Raw genomic sequence first — 25,530 nt, 5'->3', positions numbered from 1 at the left:
TCCCGCCGTCCTGCCGGCCTACGGGTCGGCGGACTTGCGGGTTTCTTCTAGTGCGCGATTTGGAATGAGGTACACGCGACACACGTGCTTGCACGTGTGCTGCACATGAGGCGGCACGTGATGATTTCGGAATGGATCTCGATCACCGAGGCGGCCAAGCGGTTGAACGCCGCTGGCGATCAGGTCGATCGGTCGACGCTGTCGCGCTATGTCAGCCAGCACGCCGAGGCGCTGCCCACCAGGCGCGAGGGCAAGTCGAACCTGATCGATTTTGCAGTGCTGTCGCAGCATCGCGCGGACAACGTGCGCCTGCAGGCGCAAACCCTGCGGCTCGACGTTGCCGACCCGGCCGCGCCGGCGCCGGCACCTGGTGGCGGGTCGAACCTGACCCAGGCCAATGCCGCAGCTCGCGATCGCGAGGCCGTGGCGCAGATGCGCGAGCTGGATCTGGCCGAGCGCCTGGCGCGCGTCACCATCGTGACGGAAGTGGCCGAGGCCGGGCAGACCGCCCTGGTGATGATGCGCAACGCCTTTGAGCGAGCGGTTGAGGGCGAGGCGGCCGCGCTGTCGCTCAAATATGGATGGGATGAGCGCGTGGTGCGCCTGGCCCTCAAGAATTTCGCCAATGTCGGCGTGGACGTGTTTCATCGCGAGCTGCTCGGCCGGCTCGATGGCCGGCGTCGAGCCCAGGATGCTGGCGAGGAATTTCAGGAACCGATGGCCTCGCTGCAATGAATGTTCACCTCACCCTGCGCGATCAGTTCCCCGGTCTGCCGCACGGCGAGGAAGTTTTGTTTGCTGCCCTGGTCAAGGCCAGCAAGCCCATCGAGAACCTGACCATCACCGAGCATGCCGAGCGCTATCGCGTTGTGTCGGATGCCTCGGGCTCGCCCTGGCCTGGCCCGTTTCGGATCAGCCGGGTGCCCTATCTGCGCGAGCCGCAGGATTGCCTGCACCCCGATCACCCGGCCAGGCGCGTCACCGCGCGCTGGGCGGCGCAGCTCGGCAAGTCTACGGCGATCGAAAACTGGTTCGCCTATGTGGTCGACCAGGCGCCGGGCTCGATGATGATCGTGCTGCCGACGCTTGAGGAAGCGATCAAGTTCAACCGCGTCAAGCTGCAGCCGACGATCGAGGCATCGCCCCGGATCCGGCACAAGGTGATGCCGGTGAGCAGCCGCGATGAGCAGGGATCGACCACCAGCTTTAAGCGCTACGCGGGCGGGTTCTGCCAGATCGTCAATGCCGGTTCCTCAAAGGGCCTGCAGATGGTCTCGATCAAGTATCTGGCGATGGACGAAATCACCGGCTATCCGCGCGACGTGGATGGCCGTGGCAGTCCGCGCGACCAGGCGCGAGCCCGGCAGAAAATGTATGGCGACCTTGCCAAGGAATGGCAGGGCTCGACGCCCGGCGAGGTTGGCGAGTGCGCCATCACCGAGGATTTCGACGCCGGCGATCGCCGCTATCTCTACGTGCCCTGCCCGCACTGCGGCGCCTACCATCCGCTCAAGTTCGAGCAGATGCGCGGTGCCGACGAAGCGGCGGGCCTGCCGGCGCATTTCCGGTGCCTCGCCTGCGATGGCGTGCTGCAGGATGGCCACAAGGCTGATCTGCTCGCCGGCGCCCGCTGGATTGCCACGCGCGTGGCCGAGGATGACGCCGAGCCGGTGCCCGAGGTGATCAAGCCTGCGGATCTCGCCGAGTGGCTCTGCGAGCCTTGTGAGGGCCGCTGCCGCAATTGGCAGCCGAGCTATCACCTGTGGGCGGCATACGCCCCACGCGAGCGCTGGCACGATATCTGGGGCCGTTGGACCGAGGCGCAGGGTGACACCACCAAAATGCGCACCTTTTCGCAGCAGGATCTGGCGCTGCCTTACGATCCGGGCGGCGAGGCGATCGACTGGGAAAAGATCGTCGAGGCTACACGCGGCACCCACTATCCGCGCAGCGTGCTGCCGGCGCATGCGGCGCTGATCATCTCGACGGCTGACGTGCAGAGCTACGGCATCAAATGGGCGGCCTGGGCGGTCGGGCCGCGCGATCAGATGTGGCTGCTCGATCGAGAGGTTTTCGAGGGCTCGCCGGATCAGTCCGATGAACCATGGATTGCCCTGGCCGATGCGCTCGGGCGAACCTACAAAACCGGTGGCGTCGACAAGGGCATTGACCTGTCTGGCGTTGACTCGGGCTATGCGACCAATCGGGTCTACATGTTCTGCCGGTCGCGGCCGAATGTGTTCGCCCTCGACGGCCGGCCACGCAAGGCCGGCGCTGCCTGGCTGGGCTCGCCCACCAAGCAGACCGTCAAGGATATGCGGGGCCGGGCGATCGCCAAGGCGCTGCTCTATCCGGTTTATTCGTTCGACATCAAATCGGCGATCATGGCCGGTCTGGCCAACCTGGTCGCCGGCACGAATGAAACCGGCGCCTGGCCGCGTAACACCATGCACCTGACGCCCGAGCTTGCTGATGAAGCCTTCATCAAAGAGCTGACGGCCGAGCGCCTGGTGGATCCCGAGGAAGAGGCCCGCAACTCGGTCAAGCGCCGGGCGCGGCACCTGATCAATCCGCATGCGCCACGGCAGTGGAAACAGATCGTCGGCCGGCCGAATGACTGGCTCGACGTGGCGGTCTACGCCAAGGCCCTGGCCTGGCACCTGCAGCATCGCCTGCAGCTGACAGAACAGCGCTGGGTGGAGCTGCTGCTCGCCGTGCATGGCGAGCCAAAGACGGAAGATCTGTTTGAGACGGGCGGCGGCCCGTTCGAGGCGCAGCAGCGAGAGGCTGCTGCCCAAGTGAAAACCACAATCGCCCCAAGCGACTGGATCTAAGGACAACCCACCATGACGATCGATGAACAGATCGCCTCCCTAGAGGAAGCGATCGCCGCAGGCGTGCGCAAGATCGTGACGCAATCGCAGGGTGTGCGCACAGAGATCGAGTATCAGTCGACCGATCAGATGGAGCGTGCGCTCGCCAAACTCAAAGCCCGCAAGGCCGGTGGCCCGCGCACAAACCTGGTGGCGTTCTGATGGCTGGATCTCGCAACCTTATCGATCGCACGATCGGCTATTTCTCGCCCAAGGCAGGCGTGCGGCGGTTCGCTCGCCGCGCCATGCTGGCCGAGCTTGAGCGCAGCTATACCGGCGCCGATCGCGGCCGCCTGCGGTCGAGCCTGCAGACCCGCACCACCTCGGCCGATGCCGAGGTGAGCGCGGCCGGCCAGCTGCTGCGCGACCGCATGCGCGACCTGGTGCGCAACAATCCGCTGGCCGCCAACGCCGTCGCTGTCCTGGTCACCCACGCGATCGGTGACGGGATCATGCCAGTGTTCAAGGATCCCAAGGTCAAGGCGGCCTATGATCTCTGGTCGAAAACCTGCGATGCCGATGGGGTGCAGGATTTCTATGGCATCCAATCGCTGGCCGCTCGCGAAATGTTCGAGGCCGGCGAGGGCCTGGTGCGTAAGAAATGGCGCCGGTTCGACAGCGGCCTGCCGATCCCCCTGCAGCTGCAGGTGATCGAGGCCGATCAGATCGACAGCCGCAAGGATGCCAATTTCATGGGCGCGACGAACGCGATCCAAGGCATCGAGTTTGATGAGGATGGGCGGCGCAAATTTTACTGGCTGCTCGACCAGCACCCCGGCAATAAGCTGCTGGGTGGCATGGGATCCATGCAGTCAAAGCCGGTGCCGGCAAACGAGATCGCGCATGTCTTTGAAAAGCAGCGCACCCAGGTGCGTGGCGTGCCGTGGGGCGCCCCGGTCATCGCGGCGCTCTACGATCTAGAGGGCTATCGGGAAGCCGAGCGGGTGCGAAAGCGCCTTGAGGCGTGCCTGGTCGCTATCATGACCGGTGGTGATCCCGACGATGCGATCGGCGTGCCCCTGACGGGCGCAGCTGGGCAAGATCCCGGCATCTATGACGTGCATGGCCAGCGGGTCGAAAAGGTCTCGCCGGGTAGCATCTATAACGCCATTGGCGGCCGCGACGTGAAGTTCACCCAGCCGGCCGTGACTGGTGACTATGCGAGCTACGTCGAGACCGAGGAACATACGATCGCGGCGGGCTTCCGCACCCCGCATTTCATCCTCACCGGCCGCCTCGACAAGGTGAACTATTCATCGAGCAAGGTCGGGCTTGAAGTGTTCAAGCGCATGATCTCGCAGCTGCAGTGGCAGATCATCATCCCGATGCTCTGCGAGCCGATGATCGGCTGGTTCATTGAGGCGGCCTATCTCGCCGGCGCGATCGACAGCACCGATGTTGAATATACCTGGGTGCCCCCCCGGTTTTACTCCGCAGATCCGCAGCGCGATCTCAACGCCCAAAAGGGCGAGGTGCGCTCGGGCTTCAAATCCTGGTCGGCGGCCGTGGCCGAGCGCGGCGAGGATCCCGACGCCGTGGCCGAACAGATGGCCAAGGACAATGCCCGTTTCGACAGGCTTGGCCTGGTGCTCGACACCGACCCGCGCGTCATGTCGCAGGCCGGCCAGCAGAACCTGCAGCCTGCCAAACCCGGCAAACCGAAAAAGGAAGATGGGGAATGAACGTAGCCAGTCACGTGCCGGCATCGCTGCCGATGCAGATCCGCAGCAGCGCCGGCATTTCCAACCAGGTCGACGCGGCCAAGCGCACGGTCGAGGTGGTGTTTGCCACCGAGACCCCGGTGCGGCGCCGGCGCTATGAGGGCTGGGACAAGATTGTCGATTTCGATGAGGTGCTGACGATCAGCCGCGCCGCGATCGACATGGTGCGGCTCAATGCCGGCGCCCCGGTTCTCGACAGTCACTCGCGCTATTCGACCCAGAGCCAGATCGCCGTTGTCGATAAGGCGTGGATCGATGGGCAGGAAGCGCGGGCGCTGATCCGCTTTCCCGTCGAGGGAATCGACGCCAACGCCGATCGGCTGTTTTCGCTGATCGCCGATGGCATCGTGCGCAATGTTTCGTGCGGCTACTCGCTGCAGAAAATCAAGATCATCGAGCCCGAAAAGCGCGGTGATGTTCAGAAGGTCATCGCGCAGCGCTGGGCGCCGTTCGAGATCTCCTTTGTGACCGTGCCGGCCGATCCTGCTGCAGGCGTTCGCAGCGAGGATGGCAAGCAGCTTTTCGAGCTGCAGGCCGAAAACACCACGGCGGCTGCGGCCGCCCGAATGCGTATGCGCCAGGCCCAGTTCATCGCCTGACGTGCCGATCTACCGCCTGCACCATCGGGGCTGCAGGGAGACGGTCAAGTGCCCCGGAAAACCCACACTGGAGACCTGGTTATGAAAACCAATATTTTCTTGGCGGTAGGCCTGATGCTTGCCGTTGCTCTTTTCGCATCGTTCACCCTGCTGCCGGACGCGATCGGCGCCAGCCAGCACATGGCCGGCGCAGGGGACATGCTTCGCGATGCCTTCGCCAATGCACCCCACGCCCTCGCATTCACGCCGCTGGCCGTGCTGCGCAGCAATCTGACGGATCTGCAGGGCAAGGCCACGGCCAAGATCGCCGAGCTGGCCGATGGCCTGGAAGCCGACAAGGTTCGCGCCATTGAGGGTGAGCATGAAGTGCTGCTCGGTCAGATCCGCACGCTGGCAATGGAAATCAAGCAGCGCGAAGCTGCCGGCGAGACCGACGATGCGCCCGTGCCGCCTGTCACCGGCCAGCGTTCCGTCGACACTGCTGCAGCCGTGGCCGCCGAGACCACCCGCACCCTGGCGCTGCAGGATCTCGCCGAACGTGCCGGCCAGCCGGCTCTGGCCCGCGCCGCGATCGAGGGCAATGTTACGGTCGAGGCTTTCCGCAGCCAGCTGTTTGACAGCCTGGTCGGCGGCCAGGCCCGGCAGCAGACCCAGGTGCGCACCCAGCTCGGCGTCGATGCCCAGGAAACCACCCGCGCCGCGATGACCGAGGCGCTGTCCTACAGCCTCGGCGCCATCGTTCCGGCCACAGGCCCGACCGAGGCGGCCCGCCAGTTCATGGGTCGCGGACTGATCGACCTTGCTGCCGAGAGCATCAACTATCGCAGCGGCCGCATTCTCAACGGGCGCAATATCGATGAGATCCTGACGCGCGCGTCGCACTCGACTTCGGATTTCCCGAATGTGTTCGAGAATGCGCTCAACAAGGCCCTTGAAGGTCGCTACGCCCTGGCGCAGCCCACGTTCAAGCAGTTCGCGCGCCAGCGGAATTTCAAGGATTTCCGCCCGCACAACTCGGTGCGTATCGGTGATTTCCCGATGCTGCAGAAGGTTCTGGAAACCGGTGAGATCAAGGCCGGCACCTTCGGCGAAGGCAAGGAAACCACCCAGGCATTCAGCTATGCGCGCCGGATCCAGATCTCGCGCCAGATGCTGATCAATGACGATCTGGGTGCGATCGCCGATCTGCTTGCCAGCTACGGCGCCACGGTGGCCCTGTTCGAGGAAGTGACTTTCTACGCTCTGGCCTTCAATGCGGCCCTGGCTGACGGCAAGGCCGTTTTCCACGCCGACCACGCCAACCTGGCAGCGGCCGGCACCGCGATCGATGTCGACAATGTCGGCAAGGGTCGCGCCGCCATGGGCAAGCAGAAGTCGATCGACGGCAATGCGCTGCTGTCCAACAGCCCGCGGTTCCTGCTCACCGGGCCGGATCGCTCCACCGATGCCGAGAAGCTGGTGGCCTCGGTGACGCCGGCGACGGCCGCCAGCGTCAACCCGTTCTCGGGCAAGCTGGTGCCGATCGAGACCAGCCAGATCGAGGGCAATGCCTGGCACCTGATCGGCGCCCCCGAACTGGGCAGCAACTGGCGCTGGGGTTACCTGGAAGGTTACGAGGCGCCGCGCGTGCGCATGGAAGAACCTTTCGGCACCCAGGGCTTTGGCATGTCGGTCGAGCATGACTTCGGTGCCGGCGCGATCGACCATCGCTTCGCCTACAAGAACGCCGGCGCCGCATAGGCCCTGGCCGGCACTGCTATGACCAGCGGCGCGTGATGCGCCGCTGGCTCTGCCCATCCCATTTCATTGATCCAAGGGGATCCCCAAAATGAAAAACTTCCTTCTCTCCGGCGCCACCATGACGGTGGTTGCTGCAGTCGACGTGCTGTCCGGAAATCCGGTTCTGGTCGGCGATATCGTCGGCATTGCCGGTCATGACGCCGTCACCGGCCAAGAGGTCGTGGTGCACTTTGTCGGCGTCTATGAAAACCTTCCCAAGGTGAGCGCGCAGGCGTGGACTGTTGGCGTCTCGATCTACTGGGACGCCGTCGCTGCCAAGCTCACAACGGCCGCTGCGGCCGGGGCTAACAAGCTGGTCGGGCACGCGGCGGCCGTTGCGGACAATCCCTCCGCAACCGGCTCTGTGCGGCTTTCGAGCTAAGGGCCATGGCAAACTGGCGAGACCTGACAGCGCGGGCAACCAGCACGGCCGCCCGTGCTTTCGGCGAGCCAGTTTGCCTGTCCTTTTTCAAAAATGGGGCGATCGACCCAGAGCGGCCGATCATTCCCGAGCTGCAGGCGCAGCTGCACCTGCCCGAGGAAGCCGATGGCAAGCTGGGGCGCAGCAGCTCGCAATTCTCCACCCAGGTGATGGCCGGCGTCGGTTTGCTGATCATCCAAAAGGTCGATTTCGAGGGGCAGCGCCTGCTCACCGGCGACAAGGTGCGCGGGCTCGATCGCACCGGCCAGCCATGGTTCGAGATCGTGTCGGTCGACAGCAAGGGCGCCGATCAGATCGTCGCCCAGATCTCGCTGACGACAAAAGCCAGCTAGGCCACCCAAGGATTGAACCGATGTTTACTCGCATTGCCCTGCGGATCGCCGTGCAAGAGGCGTTGCGCGGCCAGACCCTGGCCGGCGATAACGTGCTCGACAGCCAGATCTCGGCCCTCGATCTCGACGCCGATGGCAGTCTGCGCAGCGACCAAGATCGGCCATTTCTGTCGGTCTATACCGATGGCGGGGCGATCGGCGCCGGAAATGGCCTGGGCATGCTGTTCGGCGATCCCAGCGTCGAGCTGGTGATCGAGGGCGGGATCTCCGCCACCATGGGGGAGATCGACCCTACCACCGGCGCCACCATCATCCTCGGGGTCGGCCTGCCGCCCACCGATGCCGGCATGGAGCTTTCGCTCGATGTCATGATGCGCCAGGTCGCCGATGCCTTGACCGATCCGGCCAACGAATGGGCCGAGCTGGCGCGCAACCTGATCACCGACATTTCGGGCATCGAGCGCTCGCGCGTTGGCCAGGTGACCAATGGCACCCGCCTCGCCGCTCATGAGCTGCGGATCCGCGCAGGGCTGGTGCAGGATCCGATCAAGGGCGCCAACATTGCCGGCACCACCTATGAGCCCTTTCTGGCGGCTCTGGCGGCCAGCGAAAAGCCGCACCTGCTCGCCGTCAAGACAGCGATCGAGCAGGCCCTCGCCGGCGACGTGGCCGATTGGGAACTGGTGCAGCGCGAGCTGGGCATGTCCAACGCCCAATCGATCGCCCTGCTGGGCACGCGGCCGATGGCAACCGATACCGGCGAGCCGGGCACGCTGGCCGATGCGACGATCGAGGTCGAGGGACGCGAGGGCGTGGATCTATGATTTCCGAGATCCTCGCGCAGCGCGCCGACATCGAGCAGCTCAAGACGATTTTCGGCCGCAGCCTTCGGGTGGGGCCGGTCGAGGTGGTGGACGCCGAAAAGGGCTTCCGCATCAAATGGGGAAACGGTGCCGATGGGGAACCGTTTCTGTCGCCGTTCTATCCGCACCCTGAATCGGGCGGCGCCACCTCGACCTGGGCGCCACTGAGCAAGGGGCAGATCGTCGGCGTAATCAATCCGGGCGGGGATCCCCGCCAGGGCGTGCTGCTGCGCGGCGGCTTTTCCGCTGACAATCCGCCACCCAGCAACAGCCTAGATGAGAACGTGATCGAGTTCGGCGGCGTCAAGCTGACGATCGGCAAAGATGGCTCGCTGACGATCGACGCCGCTGTCGCGGTGACCGTCAACGCGCCCCAGATCGATCTGGGCGGCGCCGGTGGCAAGCCGGTGGCGCGCATCGGCGACATGGTCAATGTCGGCAGCGGATCCTCGGCCGGGCTCTGGCCGATTGTTGAAGGTTCGGGCGTGGTGAACGCGGTCGACTAAGGGAGATTTCCAATGCAGAAAACCATCTATCGCGTGGCGCCGGGCGTTGCCGAGATCAACGGCAAGAAGGTGCCCACCAGCCGCAAGGTGACGCTGACAGAAGCCGAGGCCCTCTATGACCTGGCCCATGGCCGGATCGAGGTCGAGGCACCGGCCAAGCCGGCGCGCAGATCCCGGCGCAAGGTCGCGTCATGAGCGGGGTCGATCGGCACACCGGCCAGCTGATCGGCAATTATGATTCCGCGCTGCAGGCGGTCGAGGTGATCTTTACCACCCGGATCAGCGAGCGCGTGATGCGCCGGCACTTCGGCGCCGGCCTGGCCGAGCTGCTGGGCCGGGCGATGACGCCGGCACTGTTCGGCGCCTGGCAGCTGCTGCTGGCCGTGGGCATCGATCTTTGGGAACCCCGGTTCCGGGTGCGTGGCGTCTATGTGGCGGCCACGCCCACTGATGTGCGCCTCGGCAAGGCCGGGGTGCGGGTCGAGGTCGACTGGCGCCCCCGCGCCCTGGCCGGTGACTTCACTGTCGACAGCGTGCGCAGCTTCACCGTTCGTTTCGGCGCCCGCGTGCAAATCCAATAGGATCCCCAATGACCACCCTACCACCAGAACTTGCCAATCTGCCGGCGCCCAGCCTGGTGGAAACGATCAGCTATGAGGCGCGCTATGACGCGCTCAAGATCCGCCTGGTCGAGATCTTCGCTGCAGCTGGCATCGATTATGACGTGCAGGATCTCGAAACAGATCCGGCGCAGATCCTGCTGCAGGTAGCGGCCTATCAGGATGTGCTGTTGCGGCAGCGCGTCAATGAGGCGATCAAGTCCTGGTTCCTGGCCTATGCGACGGGCGGGGATCTCGACGTGCTGGCGCAGTGGTATGACGTGGTGCGCCTGGTGGGCGAGACCGACGATGCCCTGCGGCGCCGGGTGGTGCTGTCCATTCAAGGGCGCTCCACCGGTGGCACCGAGGCGCGCTATCGGGCGATTGCCCTGGGCGCTGACGTGCAGGTCGCCGACGCGACTGTCTACACGATCGGCCGAGATCCGACCATTCATGTGGCCGTGTTCTCGACGGCGCTCGGCGGCATCGCCGATGCCGCGCTGCTGGCCAAGGTCGATGCCGCCCTGCAGGCGCCGACCGTGCGCATGGTCAATGACACCATCGTCGTGGCCAGTGCGGCGCAGCAGACCATTCCGGTTACCGCCAATGTCTGGCTGCTGCCGCAGGCGCCGCAGGGCATCATCGCCGAGATCGAGACCTATCTGCGCGCCGCATGGGCGCGCGACATGCTGCTGGGTCGAGATCTCACCAGCAGCTGGCTGACGGCGCAGCTGCAGCGCGACGGCGTGCACCGCATCGAGCTGGTCACCCCGGTGGCCGATATCGTGATCCCGTTTAACCAGGCGGCCGCGCTCGGCGTGGTGACGCTCACCATTCAAGGGCGGAACTACTGATGTCGCTGCTGCCGCAGAACGCGACCCCGTTTGAGGTGGCCCTGTCCGAAGGGATGGAGCCGGCCGCCGTCATCGGCAGCAGCATCACCGCGATGCGGCGGATCAAGTACCTGTCGCCGCGTGCGTCGATGCTGCCGTTTCTGGTTTGGGAATATGGCCTGGGCGAGCTGACGCCCTATGTGCCCAATATCTACAACCTGATTGATGAGGGAGTGCGCTGGCAGCGCCTGCGGGGCACCGTCAGCGCCGTTGCCATCGGTCTGGCATGGATCGGCTACGCGGCGGCCATTGAGCCTGCCTGGACCGGCCGCACGTGGTGGAATTCATTCCAGCTGCGGTTCACTGCCCTGCCGGCCGCTGACGTGCCGGATCTTGAGCGCATTGAGGCGATCACCGGCCTGTCGGTTCCCAAGCGTTCGCAGCTGCGGCGCGGCGTGTTCGCCTATGACGTTGGCGCGGTCGAGCTGGACGAAACGCCGCTCGATGGCGCCATGCTCGATCATGAAAGCGGCATCGCCATCACCGAGGGCGGCACGCTCTGGTCATTCGGTCGGTCGCATGAATTTGAGCATACGCTCACCCAGATCGAGGGGCAGGCGATCGGCAACTGGCTTGAGCCGGTGGAAGATGCGCCGCTGCTCTGGATCGATCTCGATGATCTGCTCTGGATCGATGCGGATTTCCTCTGGATCGATGACCCGGCCGAGCAGCGCCGCTCGATCATGGCCGGCTGGTTCTCTGACAAGAGCCTCTATCTGCGACTGCTCGACGGCGACGGCTATGTCATCGGCTATCGCCGCTGCCGGGCCGTGCATCCTGTCGGCGTGGCATTTGGTGGCGCCTATGAGCATGGCGGCCAGGTCTACGATCCCAAGCAGGCGGGCGGCATCCTCTATGCCGAGGCGCTGACCCAGTTCGATGATGCCGCTGACGTTGTCTGCACCTCGATCGCCATGGTGGTCGGCGGCGAACTGGCGGCCGGCGTCAAGCCCGGCAAGCTCTGGCTTGAGCCTGATCAATACATCGGCGGCACCGCGATCGCGGTGCAGGCCACCACCATTCCCCTGCGGCGCACGGTGCGCGAGCAGCTCAAAATTGTGATGAGGTTCTGATGGCGTTTGAACATGAAAGCGGCCTGCCCTTTGCCTATTCCCGCGCGAAGGGACAGCAGCAGATCCAGAGCCTGGTTTTCCACGGCCGTCGCCCGCTGCTGCAGGGCGCCGAACTGAACGAGATGCAAGATGTCATTCGCGGCCGCCATGACCGTCTCGGTCGCCTGATCGCCAAAAACGGCGATCGCACCGAGGCAGCAATGGCCATTGTCGACATCGACGCCGAGACGGTGACGCTGACGGCCGGCAAGATCTATGTCGCCGGCGATGAGTTCCCGGTGGCCGAGGCCGTCCTGGTCGACGTGCCGATGACGGGCCGCGTGCAGATCGGCGTGCGCCTGGTGCAGACCACCATCACGGCCGAGGATGATCCGACCCTGCGCGGGATGGTGCCCGGCTCGCTGGCCGAGGGCGAGGGCGGTGCGGCTCGCGAGATCGCGACGATCGCCTGGGCGCTTGAGGGCGACGATGGCGAGGGTGAGTTTCACCAGGTCTACCTGCTGCAGGACGGCACGATTCTCGATCAGTCGCCCCCGCCCATGCTCAACGGCGTGCTGCAGGCGATCGCCGTCTATGACCGCCCGCATGGCCACTACATCGTTTCGGGCAACCGGGTGAGCGCGCTCGGCGCCGACGCCGGGGCGCAGCGTTTCTCGATCGAGGAAGGCGAGGCCAATATCAGCGGCTACAAGAATGTGCGGCACGCGGCCGTGCGCATTGCCGAGCCCGAGGATTGGGACGTTGGCGCGGTGCCTGGCGAAACCCACACCTATGCGGGCGGTGCCAGCCAGGTGATCACCGTCGATCGCTTTCCGATCGACACCATCACCTCGATCCTGCTGACCAAGGAAAAGACCGTTTCGGTGACGCGCGGCGTTCTCGCCAACGGCATCGACGGCTTGCCCGACACCTCGGTGATCGAGCTGGTCTCGGTTGTGCAGGGCGGCACCACCTATGTCGCCACAACCGATTTCATTCGCACCGGCAACGGGGTGGACTGGGCGCCGCTCGGCGCCGAGCCCCTGGCCGGTTCGAGCTACAGCGTCACCTATCGCTATCGCGCCAGCGTGGTCGCGGACAGCTTTGACGACACCACCGTCACCGTCTCGGATGGCGCGGCCGGTGGCGATGTCATCCTGGCCTATACCTACAAGCTGCCGCGCATCGACATCATCGGTCTGCTGCCCAATGGGGCGCCGGTCTATATCTATGGCGTATCGGCCGCCAGCAACCCGGTGATGCCGCTGCCGCCCAGCAACGTGCTGCCGCTCTGCGCCGTGCACAATGACTGGATGGACACGCCCCGGATCGAGGTCGACGGCGAGCGCACCGGCGTGCGTTTCGTCAGCGTCTCGGAACAGCGCCGGCTATGGAATTTTGTCGAGGATCTGTCGCGCCTGCAGCAGCTCGATCGCCTGCGCTCGGAAGTCGATCGCCGCGACCCTGCCGCCAAGAAAAACATGTTTGTCGACCCGTTCGAGTCCGACTTTTATCGCGACATCGGCGAGGCGCAGACCGGGGCACTGGGCAATCGCATCCTGCAGCTGGCCATCGCGCCGACCTTCTACGATGCGGATCTGATCGCGCCCGTCATGCTTGACTGGGTCGAGGAAGTGCTGGTCGAGCAGCTGCTCAAGACTGGCTGCGAAAAGATCAACCCCTACCAGAATTTTCTGCCGCTGCCGGGCGCCCTTGCCCTGACGCCGGCCGTCGACTTCTGGACGCAAACCGCGACCCAGTGGGCATCTGATGCCACCGTGGAGTTTCAGCGCGGGCTGCAGACCTGGGGCGGCCCGCTGTCGAACCAGTCGACGGCGGTGCAGTCGCTGGGCTCGCGCAGTGAGGCGCTGCCCTTCCTGCGCCAGCGGGCGATCGCTTTCACGATCTCGGGCTTTTTCCCTGGCGAGATCCTCGACACGCTGACCTTTGACGGCGTCAACGTGAAGCCGGGCGGCGTGCAAACCGCCGATGGCAATGGCGAGATCTCGAGTGCCTTCACCATCCCGGCCGGCGTCACTGCGGGCACGAAAACGGTGCAGGCAATCGGCCAGGGCGGCACCGTGGCCGAGGCGCTGTTCACCGGCCAGGGCACGCTTTCGGTCGACGTGATGCGGCGGGTGACCACCATCAACACTTGGGTCGCCCCGCCACCACTGCCGCCCGAAAGCGAAGGCAGCTCGGGCGGTCTGTTTTCGTCCAATTCGAGCGACCCCCAGGCGCAGATCTTCCTGCTGCCCAGCACCCGGCAGCTGGTGGGCGTCGACTTCCACCTTTGCAATATCGGCGACACGTCAAACCATGTCCTGGTGCACCAGGTGGCGGTCGAGAACGGCATCCCCACCGTCAACATGGAGGCCGAGGCCACCGTGTCGATGGCGGGTGCCGTCATCGGCTGGAAATCGGCGCGCTACCATATGCCGGTTACCACGGCCAATGACCGCGATCATGCCTTTGTCATCAAAACCGATGACGGGGATCACTCGATCTCGATCGCGGCCCTGGGTGGATTCGATGCGGTGCTGCAAAAGCCGGTGACGGTGCACCCCTATCCGGTTGGCCCGCGCCTATCGTCGGTCAATGCCCGCACCTGGACGCCGCACCAGAATGAGGCCCTGGCCTTCCGCCTGGTCGCGGCGCGCTATCCCGTCACCACCAAGACGGTGGCGCTGGGAACCTTCGACCTGGTCGACTGCAGCGATCTGCAGGTGCGTGCCGTGGTGGATCTGCCGAGCCAGGCTTGCTCGGTGGTGTTCGAGATCGAGCGCACCAATGGCAGCATCTACCGGCTGTTGCCGTGGCAGGTGCTGCAGCTGCCCGAATTCATCACCGAAACGGTGACATTACGGGCGGTTCTCACCGGCACCAATACGCTGTCGCCGATCCTTTATGCGCCGGTGGAGCTGATCGCCGGCGAGATCGCGACCGAGGCCACCTATGTCAGCCGCGCTTTCGATATCAGCACGGCCGATCGGGTCTCGGCCTATCTCAAGCTGTCGCTGCCGGCCGGCTCGGCGATGACGTTTGAATACGATCACGCCGATGACGACTGGCAGGATCTCCCTCTGTTCGCGACCGAGATTTCGCCGGATCCGGCCTGGGTCGAGCAGAACCATCGCAAGGATGCCCTGGCGGCCGATCTGATGCGGTTGAAAATCACCATGACGGGCGGCCCTGCTGCCCGCCCGCGTGCGGCCGATCTTGGCCTGGGCGCAATGTAAGGAGGCAGCAACATGGCCAATACTGTTAACCGCTTGTATCCGCTGCCGGACGAAACCAAAAACGTGCGGCAAGAGATCGAGAACCTGCAGCAGCAGGTTCTGCCGATGCTCGACAACGATATCCATGCCCTGTTTCTGGCGATCGCCGATCTGGCGCCCGCCGTGCATGGGCATGGTATTGACGAGATCACCGGGCTGACCGAGGCGCTGGCGGGCAAGATGCCGGCCGGCACCACGTTTTCGCTGGCGGATCTCACCGACACCGATGGCGTCGATGAGGCGCCCGATGGCTATGTGATGGTTAAGTCGGGGGTGCTCTGGGTGGCGCAGGCGGCGCTGGCCGCACTTGGGCCGCACGGCCATACCATCGAGCAGGTGAGCGGGCTCGGCGCCGCATTGGATGCGAAAGCTGCCCTGAGTGTCGTGATCCGGCATGACACGCCGCAAGGTCTCGCCGCTGCTGCCCAGGGGCGTGCGCGGGCCAACATCGGGTTTGTTACCGGCGATCGAAGCCCAATCATCAACGGCGATTTCGGAAATTGGCAGCGGGCCACGTCTGTAGTTATTTCGGCTGGCAGCAATAATTTCGCTGGGGATCGGTGGCGGATACTAAACGGGACCGATCAGCCTCTTACGGCCCTTCTCTACACGATGCTGACGGCCGACCTTGTCAATTTCCCTAGCGGGGTACGCTCCGCTTTGCGTATTAACTTTGCAGTAGCTCCAACAAGCGGCGCAGTCGAAATCCAACAACGCATCGAGCGCGTTGACACGTTTGCAGGCAAGAAAGCAACGGCCACCGGTTATGTTTATCTCGGTGGCTCTGGAACCACCTTCCAACATTATCTGACCCAGGTTTTTGGTAGTGGCGGCAGTGCAAATGCAGACCAAGCGGGAGCACCACTTGTTCCTGCAGCATCCACATGGGCAAAAGTGCAAACTGTGCTCGATGTGCCGTCAGTCTCTGGAAAAACGTTTGGCAGCAGCGGGGAATATCTAGCTTTCCGGCAGTTTATCGAGCCGCGTGCGGCCGCCAATTATTACCTCACGCACGTGTCCTTGGTGGAAGGTGATGCGACAGCCGAGGTTGATCCGTTCCCGGCTCGGAATGCCCAGCAGGAATTAGCGCTGTGCCAGCGGTACTATGAGAAAGGGGTGGGAGCATCTGTCTACAATCCTACGACTATATCCACCACCATGAGCGTGTACACTTTTTTTATGGTAACCAAAAGGGTAACGCCCACCTGTACTATTGCGTCAGGTGCAATTGATCGCACCACTACAACGGGTATTCGCAGCTATCAAAACGGAGTTGCGGCCGGGACTAGTTATGATAGCGCGACCTATACAGCGGATGCGGAGATATAAACATGGAAGTGCACGGATTTACTGAACAGGGGTTCATCGACGCTACTATCGACGACATTCGTATGACGGTCCCCGACGACCCGGCCAACCGTCACCGCCAGATGATCGCGGAATGGGAGGCGGAGGGGAACACGATCCCTGCCTACGTCCCACCCGACGCGCCCAGCCCATTCGTCCCGCTCAAGCCCTACCAGTTCTGGGGCGCCGTGCGCGCCACCGGCCACGAAACGGCGCTCACCACCTGGGTGGGCGCCATGACCGACCCGGTGCAGAAAGGCATCGCCTCGGCCATGCTGGAATTCTCGCTTGAGTTCCGGCGTGATCATCCGCTGATCGAGGCGGCTCGGGTGCACCTCGAAATGAGCGAGGCCGAGCTGAACGATCTCTGGCTCTGGGGGCTCACCCTATGAGCAGCTTCACTCAACCGCTGGTCATCACACCAGATACGCAAGGGCGCTACCGAACGGAGCGCCCTTTTTCTTTCGACATCGGGCTGAAAGGCTCGGGCCTGACGGTGACCATCCCGGCCGGCTTTGTCACCGACCTAGCCTCGGTGCCCCGGTGGCTCTGGTGGCTGTTCGCCCCTTACGACCCGCAATATGCAGCGGCGGCCGTGCTGCATGACTACCTGCGCAGCTGGTCAGAGTTCGACCCGCTCACCGCTCATACGATCTTTCTCGACGCCCTGCTGATCCTGGGCGTCGAGCGATGGAAGGCAATGGCCATGTTTGTGGCCGTTGTGATGTTCGACGCCGCGCGCCGGTGACCTGAAACCAAATCCACAACCATAGGAGATCCCCGATGACCGCACCGGTTTTCGGCATGACTTTCACGCGGCCCGACAGTGAGCCGGTGCCCGCCCTGGGCGCCGACTTTTCCAAGGCCCTGATCATCGAAACCTCGGCCGATGCCAACGCGGCCACCTATCCGATCGGCACGGCCGTGCGGATCTCGACCAGTGACGCCACCAAGATGGCAGACCTGGGCACTGGCCTGCTCGCCGATGCTGCCAAGGCGATCCATGCCCAGCTCGGTGGCCTCAATGCCGGCGCCGATCTCACCGTCATCCGGGTGACCGAGGAAGCAACCGTCGCCGCGACCGTCGCCGGCATCGCAGCCGCGCTCGATCCGCTGCTGATTGCCCAGATCGCATCCCAGACCGGCGCCACGCCGCGCCTGATCTGGGTCGGGCGCACCAGCTGGATGCTGGACGCAGAAACGCCGAACCCGATCTGGGCGGCCCTGCCGATCGCCGCCGAAAAGCTGCTGGCCGTGGCCGTGGTCGACGTGGATCCGACTGGCCAGGCTGCGGCCATCACCCAGCGCGAGGTTTTCAGTTCCGAGCGCATTCTGCCGATCGGCGTGGCGGCCCGCGTCTATGAAGGCGAAAACCTGGTCACCCGCGCCATGGGGCCGCGCATCATCGGCCTGATGATCCGGGTCGACAATCTGCATGAAGGCAAGCCCTTCAACCCCTTCGCCAACCGCTCGATCCTCGGCCTGTCTGGGCTGTCGCGCCTGATCCCGTTCTCGCTGCTCGACGGCTCGACCGAGGGCCAGCAGATGCTGGAATCGGAAGTCTCGATTGTGGTGCAGGGCGAGACCGGGGTGGATGGCGCTGTCGCCGATGGCGGCTTTGTGTTCATCGGCACCGACAACACCACCACGGGCGAACTGTGGAAGCAGATCCACCAGGTGCGCGGCGCCGATTACCTCACCGTCAAGATGATGGAAATCACCCGGCAGTTTCTGGGCAAGCGGATCTCGGCCGATCTCACCGAGGCATGGATCAACTCGATCAAGTTCATGCTGCGCGATCACAAGGTCGATGAGGATATCCTCGGCTTTGAGGTCAATTTCCGCGCCGACAAGAACAGCCCGGAAAGCATTCGCCTCGGTCACCTGACGGTCAATCTGGGCATCGAGCCGGTGCCGGCCTTCAAGGTCGCCAACCATGAGGTGGCGCGCTACCGCCCGGCGCTCGATGACCTGGTCGGCAAGATCATCGCCCGCCTCACCACCACCGTCGAATAAGCGGCGCCAAAGCCTTCCCCCCTTTGAGACTGGCCGGCGCGGTGCCGGCCAGCTCCACCCGAATCCATAATGTGAGGATGAAAAATGCAGCCGCTCTATCAGCTGACTGCCGTCGACGTGCGCCGTGCCGAGGAAGCCGGCACCTCTCGCGCCACCACCATCGCCAAGCTGGCCATGCCGGGCCTGACCTTTGCCGGCAGCGAGCATTCGCCTGGCGGCGGCGTGCTGGCCGTCAAGTTCGCCCAGCCCCGCCTCGACGTGATCGAGCCCAAGTTTGAGGTGAAGGGCCTCGATCTCGACGTGTTCCGTGGCCTCGGCAAGCCCGATCGCTGGATCTTCGCCGGCGCCTATCGCGAAAAGAAGCCAGGCGGCGGCAGCGTCGTCGGTGCCCGCGCCGTCATCGAGGGCGCGATCTCTGCCTGGGAACCGGACGAAAGCGACCCGGCCGAATTTCAGGGGTGCAATCACACCATCACCGAGGTGACGCACTATGAGTTTGTGTTGGACGGCCGCGAGCTGTTCTACATCGACTTTTTCGAGAACGTGCTGCGCGTCAACGGCGTCGACATGTTCGCCGACGAACGCCGGGCACTGGGGATCTAACCGATGAACGCAGCGGCAACCGTCAAACTGATACACCCGGTCACCGTCGACGGGATCAAATATGAAACGCTCGGCCTGCGGCGGATGAAGGCCCGCGATGCCCTGGTCGGCGAGGGCGAGACCAATGAGACCATGGCCGGTTTCAAAATGTTCGCCGCTCTGGCTGACGTGCCGGTCGAGGTCATCCTCGATCTCGACATGGAAGATCTGACAGAGCTGGCGGCCAAGGTGGCGCCTCTCATGGGAAAGCGGGGGGCGGCGCTCATGAAGAAGATGTCGAAGGCGCCGCCATCCCCTGGCGAGACATAATTCTGGCGGTAGCGCGTAACACCAACACCTCGATCGACCTGGTCGAGGAATGGGATATCGACAAGCTCTTGAGCTACTCAAGAAGCCTGTCGCGCCAGCTGGCCCGCGAACGCCCGAAACGGCGCTAGGCCAAACAACAAAGCGCCCGCCGTGCTCGGCGGGCGCTTTGCAATATCGCCGATGGCTCTGGTTAGCTGACGGTCTCTTCGATGATGGTTTTGCGGCCGCGTGTCAGCAGGGCAAATAAGCCCAGGATGACGGCGCCGGCCACCCAGATAAACAGGATGATGCCCGCGCCCATTGCCGTGCCGATAGCGCGGCCGGCTTCCTCGGCCTGGCCCACGGCCGCCGTGCTGGTCGCCGCATTCATGCCGCCAATCATCCATGCAAGCATGAGAACGTTGAACAGGATGAACAGGATCATAAAGATCCAGCCGAAAAACCCGCGCTTTCGGGTTTCCTTGCGAATGATGGTTGCCAATCGTGCCTCCTATTCGATGAAGTTAAATGACTGCGCGGCGCGTGCAATCTGGGTGCAGTGCGCCGTTTTTGCCGACTCTGACATATCGGTCAGCTGATACTGCTGCGCCTGCACCATCATCTGCAGCGTCGATGGAAAGCTCATATCGTCGGCTGACACTTTGCTTTCGATGTAGGCGGCGATCGCCTCCTGGTCATAGCTCAACTCGCACAGTTCTTCGGATCCGATAACCGATCCCAGGGCCGTGGCGACCTGCATGCTTTGCAGATCCTGCGCTGCGGCGGGCGAAATCATCGCCGCAACTACTGCCGTCCAAGCAAATACTCTCAATTAATGCCCTCCTAGTGGTGAGTAACCGTTAGCGGGCACATTTTGGAAAGTCCATCCATGGCCGTTATCACCTCAAAGCTGATCGTCGCGTTGATCGATCAGATGACGGCGCCGGCACGTGTGCTCGGCCGCACCATGCGGGATCTGCAGACCCAGTCTCGCGCCAATGCCATGCAGATGAACGAAATGCGCGGCCGCATGCTCGATGCCGGCGCGGCCGCGTTTGTGCTCGCCCGCGCCCTGGCCAATCCGATCCAGAAGGCGATCGAGTTCGAGAGCGCCATGGCCGATGTCGCCAAGGTCTCTGACTTTGATGAGCTGGGCCTGGCCGAGTTTGGCTCGGACTTACGCCGGCTCGCGACCAGCGAGATCCCGATGGCAGTCACCGAGCTGGCCGAGCTGGCGGAGAATGCGGCCGCCTCGGGCATTGCCGGCGATGAGCTGCTGGACTTCACCAGGGGCACGGCCAAGGCGGCGCTCGCCTGGGGTGTGTCCGGTGGCCAGGCTGGCGAGGATCTCGCCAAGATCAGGGAAGCGCTGCGGCTCAATATCGATGAGACCATGCTCTATGCCGACGCGATCAACCATCTGTCCGATCGCACGGCCTCGACGGCGCCGGATCTCACCGAGTTCGCGCGGCGCGTGGCGGCGCAGGGTGAGTTCTTTGGCTTCACCAAAGAGGAAACGCTGGCCTTCGGCTCGGCCATGGTCAGCGCCGGCGCCGAGGTCGAGGTGGCCAGCACATCATTCCGCAATATGGGGCGAGCCCTGACCAAAGGCGTCAGTGCGACCAAGGCGCAGCGCGAAGCCTTCAAGCGGCTCGGGCTCGATTCGACCAAGGTCGCGGCCGGCATGCAGCAAGATGCTGTCGGCACCACCATGGAAGTGATCAAGCGCCTGGGCATGCTGCCTGCCGAACTGCAGGCGGCCACCATGGGCGATCTGTTCGGTGATGAGGCGCGGGCGCTGGCGCCACTGTTGAGCAATCTGGATTCGCTCGAACGCACGCTGGGTTATGTCGCCGACGAAACGGAATATGCCGGCAGCGTCAATGCCGAGTTTGCCAAGCGCGCCGCCACGACAGAGTTTGCCATGCAGCGGCTCAAGAACCAGGTCGATGGCGTGGCGCTAGCGATCGGCAATGCGCTGCTGCCGGCGATCAATGGCGTGGCCGATGCGGTCGGGCCGGTGCTGATCGCCATGGCAGACTTTGCGGCCGCCCATCCCCAGATCGTGCAGGCGATCGTGGCGATCGTCGGCGGCCTGGTTGCTATGCGGGTGGCCACGTTGGCGGCTCGCTGGGCCTTCCTCTTCCTCAAGGGAGGGCTGATCGACATGGCCCTGCTCGGCGCGCGCGCGGCCGGTGGCCTGCTGGCGCTGATCAATCCGATGAACCTGGTGCGCAACGTGGCCATGGTGCTGCGCGGCGCGCTGCTGTTCTCGGGTGTTGGCCTGGTGCTGGCGGCGATCGCGGCGGCCGGGCTCTGGATCTACAACAATTGGAGCGGGCTCACCGCCTTTTTCAGCGCATTTGGGGCGGCCTTCACGGGCGCGATCGCGCCGTTGATGCCGGTGCTGCAGCCGGTGATCGACGCCGGCCGGGCCATGGTCGACTGGGTGACGGCGCTTTTGGGGCCGGTCGAGGCCAGCAATGCGGATTGGGCGGCCTGGGGCACCACCGTTGGCGTCGCGGTTGGCGATGCGGTGATGGCCGTGGTGACCAAGGGCGCGGAGATCCTCGCCTGGTTCGCCGCGCTGCCGGCCGAGATCGCGGCCGCGATCACCGGCATGGCGGCCGTGGGCGGGCAGATCATTCAAGGGATCTGGGATGGCGCCGTGCTCAAGTTCGGCGAAATGCTCGCCTGGTTCGCAACCTGGCCTGCCGAGATCGCCAAGGCAGTAGGGCACGTCACATTGCCGGGGCTGGGCGGGCCGATTACCGCGCCCGTTCAAGGCAACGGCGGGCACGTCCTCTATCCGGTTGGGCAGGCGCCGGGCATTGACGGCGCCCGCGCGGCTGGCGGCTCGATCATGGGCGGCAAGACGTATCTGGTGGGCGAACATGGCCCGGAACTGGTTACGCCCGGCCGCAGCGGCTTTGTGCACGATGCCGGCGCCACTGCCGGCATGATGGGCGGCGGCGGTCGATCGTTCAGCCTTGAAAGCCTCGTGGGCACCTTGGTCATTCAAGCGGCCAGCGATCCAGAAGCCACGGCCGAGATCGTCATGCAGAAGCTCAAGGGGCTGCTGTCCGATGGGCTTGGCGGGCTTTACGCCGATACAGAATTCGCGGGGTAAATCATGCTGTTCCAAATCGGGCCACTGACGCTCGACACTGCGCCTTTCAACGCCGACAGCTTCAACCGCAACGCCGGCGCCGACCTGGCCGTCAAACCGATCATGGGGGGGCGCCAGGCGCGCGAGTTCATGGGTGAGGCTGATGAGAGTATCAGCCTCACCGGCCAGCTGCTGCCCACCAAGATCGGCGGGCTGACAGAGCTAGAACTGGCGCAAAGCCTCTCCACCTCGGGCACCAAGGTGCCGGTGATGCGAGGCGATGGCCGCATGTTCGGCTGGTATGCGATCGAGAAAGTGAGCGAGCAGCACACCAGCCTCACCCGCTACGGGGTGGGGTTTGTGGTTCGCTACACGATCGACCTGGTCAAGGTCGACACCGATGGCGCTGCAGGGGGCGGGCAGGCCGGTGGCCTGGTCGGCATGCTGCTCAACTTGTTCGAGGATCTGTGATGATCTCTGTGACCGTTCAACGCTCGCGCACCACGCTGGATCTGCTGCTTTGGCGGCAGCACGGCATGGCCGGGCCGGGCCTGCTTGAGCAGACCCTCGACGCAAACCCCGGCGTGGCGGGCCTCGGCGCCGAGCTGCCGATCGGCACGGTGATCAACCTGCCCGACGCGCCGGCGCCAAAGCAGGCGCAGCTGGTCAAGGTGATCGACCTATTCGGGGAATCGTAATGGCTTGGAAAGTCGACTGGCGCGTCATCCTTGACGGGCAGGATCTCACGGCGGCCTGGGCCAAGGTGCTGATCGATATCTCGATCAATGACAAGGCCGGCGAGGCATCCGACACCTGCGATCTGACGGTCGATGATAGCCTGGGCCATGCCCGCCTGCCCTCGAAACGGGCGCCGATCTCGGTCTACCTGCAGGGCAGCAAGGTGTTTGCCGGCTTTGTCGAAAAGGTCGAGTCGTCAGGGTCGCGCAATTCCGGCCGCGTTCTCAAGATCAAGGCCAAGGGATTCGACACTGGGGGCAAGGCTAAAGAGCCGCAGAGTTTCCATCTCGATGATGCGGATCTTGGCACCTATCTCGGCAAGCTCGCCGACCAGGCCGGGCTCACCATCACCGTGGATCCGGCTTTCGCCGATCTGACGCAAGACTATTGGGCGGCCGATGGCGAAAGCCTGATCGCGGTTGGCGAGCGGCTCGCGCGCAAATTGGGCGGCACTTTCAAGATCCGCGGTGACCAGGCGATCCTGGCCAAGCGTGGCACCGGCAAGGCACCCAACGGCGCCAACCTGCCGCAGACCGTGGCAGAGTTCGGCGTCAACCTGGTGAGCTGGTCGATCACGCCCAAGGATCCGCGCGGCCAGTTCGCGGCCGGGCAAGCCCGCTGGTTCGATCGCGATAGCGCCAGCTACAAAACCACCGACCTGGACTTCGGCAACACCGAGGTCGACGCCACCAATGTGATCCGCTCGATCGCGGCCGATGAGGGCGAGGCCGATGCGGTTCTCGATGCGCGCAAGCGGGACGGCGAGCGCGATGCCGGCAGCGGATCGGTCGATCTGGATCTGACAGTCGGCGCCGTGGTCGAGGGCAACTGCCTGGTCAAGGGCACGCGGCCGGGCATTGACGGCGTCTATGTGATCGACGGCGTCAAGCATAGCGCCAGCCGCAGCGGCGGATCGAAAACCTCGCTGGATCTCAAGCAGCCCGGTGGCGGCGCCGGCAAGGATCCCCGCAAAAAGGGCGAGCAGAGCGATCCTGCCGATTTTGCCCTGCCGCAACACGAAACGCTTGGCTGATCCCGGCCGGCGCCACTGACCCAAGGCCCGCTCGCGCGGGCCTTTTTTTATCCAAACGATGGAGACGAAAACCATGGCCAATCGCAAGGTCACAAAGCTGCTTGTCGTGCATGTCACCGCCACCCGGCCCGGCCAGGATATCGGCGTCACCGAGGTGCGGGCGATGCACAAGGCGATCGGGTGGAGCGATATCGGCTATAACGAGCTGATCCGCCTCGACGGCCGGCTTGAGGTCGGGCGGGGCATTGAGGCGGTCGGCGCCCATGTCGCGGGCTTCAACTCGATCGCCTACGGGATCAGCCTGGTGGGCGGGCTCGACGCCCAAGGTCGCCCGGCCCATACCGCCAACCCGGCGCAGCTCGCCACGCTTGAGCAGCGGCTGCGCGATGTCTCGGCCATGTATGCCGGCGCCGGCGCCTGCGGTCACCGCGACCTGTCGCCCGATCGCAATGGCAATGGCATCATCGAGCCGGGCGAGCATCTGAAGGCTTGCCCCTGCTTTGACGTGATCCCCTGGGCGGCCAGCAAGGGCCTGCCGGCCGCCGACATCAAAGGCAATTGGGGCGAAGTGTTCAGCGTGCCGGCCGCCAATGCAGCGGTGACCACGCATGTGGCCGGGCCGGATGCGCGCACGGTCTACCTGCAGAAGCTGCTGGCGGCGGCCGGCCTGCAGTTCGGCCCGATCGACGGCATCGCCGGGGACCGCACCGCAACCGCGTTGCGCCTTTATCAGCAGTGGAACGGGCTGCAGCAGAGCGGGGCATTCGACGCCGCCACCGTGAAGCTGCTGCGTGAGACCTTTGAGAAGGCGGCGGCATGATCAGCGCCCCCAGCCTTGGCATGATCATCGGGGCGGGTCTGGTCGCCCTGGTCGGCACCGGTGCGGGATGGACGGCGCGCGGCCTGGTGGTCGAGCATATCGAGATCCCCCGCGTCATCGAGCAGCAGGTGGAGATCTGCACAAAGACCACCGAGGCGGTTGCCGCCAAGGCCACCCGCGATGAGCAGCTGCGCCAATTCCAGATCGGCGAGCGCGCGACCCAGACATCGATCGAACAGAGCAAGGCGGCGGCCGATGATGCCCAGGCCGAGCGCGACCTATTGGAAATGGAGATTGAACACTATGCGCAGCGGGTACGTGAGGGGGATGGCGGGACCGTCCGTAAGGTTGTTTGCAGCCTCGATGCTGACGATCTTGATCTGCTCGGGCTGCGCGTCGACTAGCGCGCAGCTCTACCAGGCAGCGGCCGAAAAGGGCCGCGCTGAAACCAAGGTCATGCTGCCGGTGCTGCCGGCAGAGTTTCAAACTCAAGTCCCTCACGCGCCGGCCGTGTTGGGTGCAAATCCGGTGATCGTCCTGGCGCGCGAGCGGGCGCAACTCGACTGGGCAAATGGCGTGATCAGGCGGTTCGGCGATTTCTACCGTCACCTGCAATCTGGTATGAAGGGGAACTAGGTT

The 25,530-nt window shown here is 64.4% G+C and carries 30 protein-coding genes; 28 read left to right on the top strand and 2 right to left on the bottom strand.

All coding sequences use genetic code 11. From position 1 onward, the window contains the following. The first annotated feature begins 120 nt into the window (after nucleotides 1–120). The 21 genes from ACLI1C_RS16135 to ACLI1C_RS16035 all read left to right on the top strand — a co-directional run bounded on the left by ACLI1C_RS16135 (nucleotide 121) and on the right by ACLI1C_RS16035 (nucleotide 19,212). On the top strand, nucleotides 121–735 hold the full coding sequence (locus tag ACLI1C_RS16135) for a hypothetical protein (RefSeq protein ID WP_411399068.1): 615 nt from the start codon (nucleotides 121–123) through the stop codon (nucleotides 733–735). Further along, a complete protein-coding gene (locus tag ACLI1C_RS16130; RefSeq protein ID WP_411398547.1) occupies nucleotides 732–2,834 on the top strand; it encodes a terminase gpA endonuclease subunit in 2,103 nt (700 codons plus the stop codon). Before ACLI1C_RS16135 ends, ACLI1C_RS16130 begins: the two co-directional genes overlap by 4 nt. Before the next feature lie 12 nt (nucleotides 2,835–2,846). Beyond that, on the top strand, nucleotides 2,847–3,035 hold the full coding sequence (locus ACLI1C_RS16125; RefSeq protein ID WP_411398545.1) for a phage head-tail joining protein: 189 nt from the start codon (nucleotides 2,847–2,849) through the stop codon (nucleotides 3,033–3,035). Then, nucleotides 3,035–4,555 carry a phage portal protein gene (locus ACLI1C_RS16120; protein ID WP_411398543.1) on the top strand — a complete coding sequence of 507 codons (1,521 nt, stop codon included), beginning with the start codon at nucleotides 3,035–3,037 and terminating at the stop codon, nucleotides 4,553–4,555. The genes ACLI1C_RS16125 and ACLI1C_RS16120 overlap by 1 nt, the downstream gene beginning before the upstream one ends. After that, nucleotides 4,552–5,193 carry a hypothetical protein gene (locus ACLI1C_RS16115; protein WP_411398541.1) on the top strand — a complete coding sequence of 214 codons (642 nt, stop codon included), beginning with the start codon at nucleotides 4,552–4,554 and terminating at the stop codon, nucleotides 5,191–5,193. Before ACLI1C_RS16120 ends, ACLI1C_RS16115 begins: the two co-directional genes overlap by 4 nt. 81 nt (nucleotides 5,194–5,274) lie before the next feature. Continuing rightward, a complete protein-coding gene (locus ACLI1C_RS16110) occupies nucleotides 5,275–6,933 on the top strand; it encodes a hypothetical protein (RefSeq protein ID WP_411398539.1) in 1,659 nt (552 codons plus the stop codon). A gap of 88 nt (nucleotides 6,934–7,021) precedes the next feature. After that, nucleotides 7,022–7,354 (top strand): DUF2190 family protein, encoded by a 333-nt coding sequence (locus tag ACLI1C_RS16105; protein WP_411398537.1) that lies wholly within the window; start codon nucleotides 7,022–7,024, stop codon nucleotides 7,352–7,354. Nucleotides 7,355–7,359: 5 nt separating this feature from the next. Next, nucleotides 7,360–7,746: a hypothetical protein gene (locus ACLI1C_RS16100; RefSeq protein ID WP_411398535.1), complete on the top strand. Its 387-nt coding sequence runs from the start codon at nucleotides 7,360–7,362 to the stop codon at nucleotides 7,744–7,746. A gap of 20 nt (nucleotides 7,747–7,766) precedes the next feature. Then, on the top strand, nucleotides 7,767–8,570 hold the full coding sequence (locus tag ACLI1C_RS16095; protein WP_411398534.1) for a hypothetical protein: 804 nt from the start codon (nucleotides 7,767–7,769) through the stop codon (nucleotides 8,568–8,570). Next, the gene (locus ACLI1C_RS16090) at nucleotides 8,567–9,115 is read left to right on the top strand and encodes a baseplate assembly protein (protein WP_411398533.1); all 549 of its coding nucleotides are present in this window, start codon (nucleotides 8,567–8,569) and stop codon (nucleotides 9,113–9,115) included. The genes ACLI1C_RS16095 and ACLI1C_RS16090 overlap by 4 nt, the downstream gene beginning before the upstream one ends. Before the next feature lie 12 nt (nucleotides 9,116–9,127). Then, nucleotides 9,128–9,310: a hypothetical protein gene (locus tag ACLI1C_RS16085; RefSeq protein ID WP_411398531.1), complete on the top strand. Its 183-nt coding sequence runs from the start codon at nucleotides 9,128–9,130 to the stop codon at nucleotides 9,308–9,310. Further along, nucleotides 9,307–9,696 carry a GPW/gp25 family protein gene (locus tag ACLI1C_RS16080; protein WP_411398529.1) on the top strand — a complete coding sequence of 130 codons (390 nt, stop codon included), beginning with the start codon at nucleotides 9,307–9,309 and terminating at the stop codon, nucleotides 9,694–9,696. Before ACLI1C_RS16085 ends, ACLI1C_RS16080 begins: the two co-directional genes overlap by 4 nt. 8 nt (nucleotides 9,697–9,704) lie before the next feature. Continuing rightward, the gene (locus tag ACLI1C_RS16075; protein WP_411398527.1) at nucleotides 9,705–10,568 is read left to right on the top strand and encodes a baseplate J/gp47 family protein; all 864 of its coding nucleotides are present in this window, start codon (nucleotides 9,705–9,707) and stop codon (nucleotides 10,566–10,568) included. Beyond that, on the top strand, nucleotides 10,568–11,680 hold the full coding sequence (locus tag ACLI1C_RS16070) for a phage tail protein (protein WP_411398525.1): 1,113 nt from the start codon (nucleotides 10,568–10,570) through the stop codon (nucleotides 11,678–11,680). Before ACLI1C_RS16075 ends, ACLI1C_RS16070 begins: the two co-directional genes overlap by 1 nt. After that, a complete protein-coding gene (locus tag ACLI1C_RS16065) occupies nucleotides 11,680–14,898 on the top strand; it encodes a DUF4815 domain-containing protein (RefSeq protein WP_411398523.1) in 3,219 nt (1,072 codons plus the stop codon). The genes ACLI1C_RS16070 and ACLI1C_RS16065 overlap by 1 nt, the downstream gene beginning before the upstream one ends. Before the next feature lie 12 nt (nucleotides 14,899–14,910). Continuing rightward, on the top strand, nucleotides 14,911–16,266 hold the full coding sequence (locus ACLI1C_RS16060) for a hypothetical protein (protein ID WP_411398521.1): 1,356 nt from the start codon (nucleotides 14,911–14,913) through the stop codon (nucleotides 16,264–16,266). 2 nt (nucleotides 16,267–16,268) lie between these two features. Continuing rightward, on the top strand, nucleotides 16,269–16,676 hold the full coding sequence (locus tag ACLI1C_RS16055) for a hypothetical protein (protein WP_411398520.1): 408 nt from the start codon (nucleotides 16,269–16,271) through the stop codon (nucleotides 16,674–16,676). Continuing rightward, nucleotides 16,673–17,032, top strand: a complete 360-nt coding sequence (locus ACLI1C_RS16050) for a DUF1353 domain-containing protein (protein ID WP_411398518.1) — start codon at nucleotides 16,673–16,675, stop codon at nucleotides 17,030–17,032. The genes ACLI1C_RS16055 and ACLI1C_RS16050 overlap by 4 nt, the downstream gene beginning before the upstream one ends. Before the next feature lie 35 nt (nucleotides 17,033–17,067). Continuing rightward, on the top strand, nucleotides 17,068–18,300 hold the full coding sequence (locus ACLI1C_RS16045; RefSeq protein ID WP_411398516.1) for a phage tail protein: 1,233 nt from the start codon (nucleotides 17,068–17,070) through the stop codon (nucleotides 18,298–18,300). 84 nt (nucleotides 18,301–18,384) lie between these two features. Then, nucleotides 18,385–18,903, top strand: a complete 519-nt coding sequence (locus ACLI1C_RS16040) for a phage major tail tube protein (RefSeq protein ID WP_411398514.1) — start codon at nucleotides 18,385–18,387, stop codon at nucleotides 18,901–18,903. 3 nt (nucleotides 18,904–18,906) lie between these two features. Further along, nucleotides 18,907–19,212 (top strand): phage tail assembly protein, encoded by a 306-nt coding sequence (locus ACLI1C_RS16035; RefSeq protein ID WP_411398512.1) that lies wholly within the window; start codon nucleotides 18,907–18,909, stop codon nucleotides 19,210–19,212. Between the two features lie 190 nt (nucleotides 19,213–19,402). Here ACLI1C_RS16035 and ACLI1C_RS16030 read toward each other — a convergent pair whose 3' ends face one another. Continuing rightward, nucleotides 19,403–19,693: a hypothetical protein gene (locus ACLI1C_RS16030; RefSeq protein ID WP_411398511.1), complete on the bottom strand. Its 291-nt coding sequence runs from the start codon at nucleotides 19,691–19,693 to the stop codon at nucleotides 19,403–19,405. 9 nt (nucleotides 19,694–19,702) lie between these two features. Further along, nucleotides 19,703–20,023 (bottom strand): signal recognition particle, encoded by a 321-nt coding sequence (locus ACLI1C_RS16025; protein ID WP_411398509.1) that lies wholly within the window; start codon nucleotides 20,021–20,023, stop codon nucleotides 19,703–19,705. A gap of 57 nt (nucleotides 20,024–20,080) precedes the next feature. Between ACLI1C_RS16025 and ACLI1C_RS16020 the strand changes: the two genes are divergently transcribed. From ACLI1C_RS16020 to ACLI1C_RS15990, 7 genes are all read left to right on the top strand, one after another. Beyond that, a complete protein-coding gene (locus tag ACLI1C_RS16020; protein WP_411398507.1) occupies nucleotides 20,081–22,321 on the top strand; it encodes a phage tail tape measure protein in 2,241 nt (746 codons plus the stop codon). A gap of 3 nt (nucleotides 22,322–22,324) precedes the next feature. Further along, nucleotides 22,325–22,771, top strand: coding sequence for a phage tail protein (locus ACLI1C_RS16015; RefSeq protein ID WP_411398506.1), 447 nt, complete (start codon nucleotides 22,325–22,327; stop codon nucleotides 22,769–22,771). Next, nucleotides 22,771–22,998 (top strand): tail protein X, encoded by a 228-nt coding sequence (locus tag ACLI1C_RS16010; protein WP_411398504.1) that lies wholly within the window; start codon nucleotides 22,771–22,773, stop codon nucleotides 22,996–22,998. The genes ACLI1C_RS16015 and ACLI1C_RS16010 overlap by 1 nt, the downstream gene beginning before the upstream one ends. Continuing rightward, nucleotides 22,998–24,071: a phage late control D family protein gene (locus ACLI1C_RS16005; RefSeq protein WP_411398503.1), complete on the top strand. Its 1,074-nt coding sequence runs from the start codon at nucleotides 22,998–23,000 to the stop codon at nucleotides 24,069–24,071. Before ACLI1C_RS16010 ends, ACLI1C_RS16005 begins: the two co-directional genes overlap by 1 nt. 73 nt (nucleotides 24,072–24,144) lie before the next feature. Further along, a complete protein-coding gene (locus tag ACLI1C_RS16000) occupies nucleotides 24,145–24,891 on the top strand; it encodes an N-acetylmuramoyl-L-alanine amidase (RefSeq protein WP_411398501.1) in 747 nt (248 codons plus the stop codon). Continuing rightward, nucleotides 24,888–25,295, top strand: a complete 408-nt coding sequence (locus ACLI1C_RS15995) for a hypothetical protein (RefSeq protein ID WP_411398499.1) — start codon at nucleotides 24,888–24,890, stop codon at nucleotides 25,293–25,295. The genes ACLI1C_RS16000 and ACLI1C_RS15995 overlap by 4 nt, the downstream gene beginning before the upstream one ends. After that, nucleotides 25,255–25,527 (top strand): hypothetical protein, encoded by a 273-nt coding sequence (locus ACLI1C_RS15990; RefSeq protein ID WP_411398498.1) that lies wholly within the window; start codon nucleotides 25,255–25,257, stop codon nucleotides 25,525–25,527. The genes ACLI1C_RS15995 and ACLI1C_RS15990 overlap by 41 nt, the downstream gene beginning before the upstream one ends. Nucleotides 25,528–25,530: the final 3 nt, after the last annotated feature.

Origin of the sequence: Devosia sp. XGJD_8 (assembly GCF_046614475.1) — a bacterium.
Taxonomy (GTDB): domain Bacteria; phylum Pseudomonadota; class Alphaproteobacteria; order Rhizobiales; family Devosiaceae; genus Devosia.
The sequence above is the reverse complement of the archived record's forward strand: the minus strand, read 5'-3'. Positions and strand labels throughout refer to the sequence as shown.